Origin of the sequence: Leifsonia sp. SIMBA_070 (assembly GCF_046534635.1) — a bacterium.
Taxonomy (GTDB): Bacteria; Actinomycetota; Actinomycetes; order Actinomycetales; family Microbacteriaceae; genus Leifsonia.
In genome coordinates this window covers 1-739 of sequence record NZ_JAWRYK010000010.1, presented here as the reverse complement: position 1 = coordinate 739, position 739 = coordinate 1, and the positions used below count along the sequence as shown (strand labels likewise).

1 protein-coding gene is annotated in these 739 nt (G+C 31.7%); it reads left to right on the top strand.

All coding sequences use genetic code 11. From position 1 onward, the window contains the following. Nucleotides 1-220 precede the first annotated feature (220 nt). Nucleotides 221-529: a TIGR04104 family putative zinc finger protein gene (locus SB754_RS19145; RefSeq protein ID WP_048557823.1), complete on the top strand. Its 309-nt coding sequence runs from the start codon at nucleotides 221-223 to the stop codon at nucleotides 527-529. Nucleotides 530-739 lie beyond the last annotated feature (210 nt).

The window sequence follows — 739 nt, the reverse complement described above, 5'->3', positions numbered from 1 at the left end:
CTTGAACTAGCAATTATACCAGCCGAACCGCCTAGATCCATCGATCAAAACAGTCAGCTTTTTCTATATTCAGTTACGTTAAGTTCGTGGGGGTTAGTCCCCACACGACTAGCCAGCACTCACACCCAAAAACAAGGGGAAAAATCAAACATTACATCTTTTAAATTGTAAAATATACCTTTACAATATTCTGTAAATAATTGTAAGGAAGTGAACTGTAATGAAGTTACCAAAATGTATTAATTGTAATTATAAACTTTCTTGGCCACAGACATTTAAGCAAACGATGATTGTAAAAAAAGACCCTTTACAATGCCCACAATGCCATCATAAATTATTTTTTACTCCTAAATCTAAAAAGAGGATATTTCTCTTAGTAGCACTTCTCCCTATCTTATTTGTAATTTTGATCGCCCTACAAATTTCAACGATAATATCTGTTTCTTTATTAATTATCTACTCTATTTTAGTTATGTTAGTGGTACCATTTCTTATTGAGGTAACAAAAAATGAAGAAGCTTTGTTTTGATGAAATGATAATATAGGTAAAGTGATTTTGATTTTAAATGGCTCCTCGGCTTGCCTGAGGGGCTTTTTCGTCAAAAAGGCAAAAATAAGACTATGCTAAGCAAAAAACAAAATAAGCTGCCCATACGGACAGCTTATTTACATAATTTTCGTTATTGGAAGTTAGTTTATTAAAAATTTTTTAATGGTTTTAACAACTTTATTTGTTTCC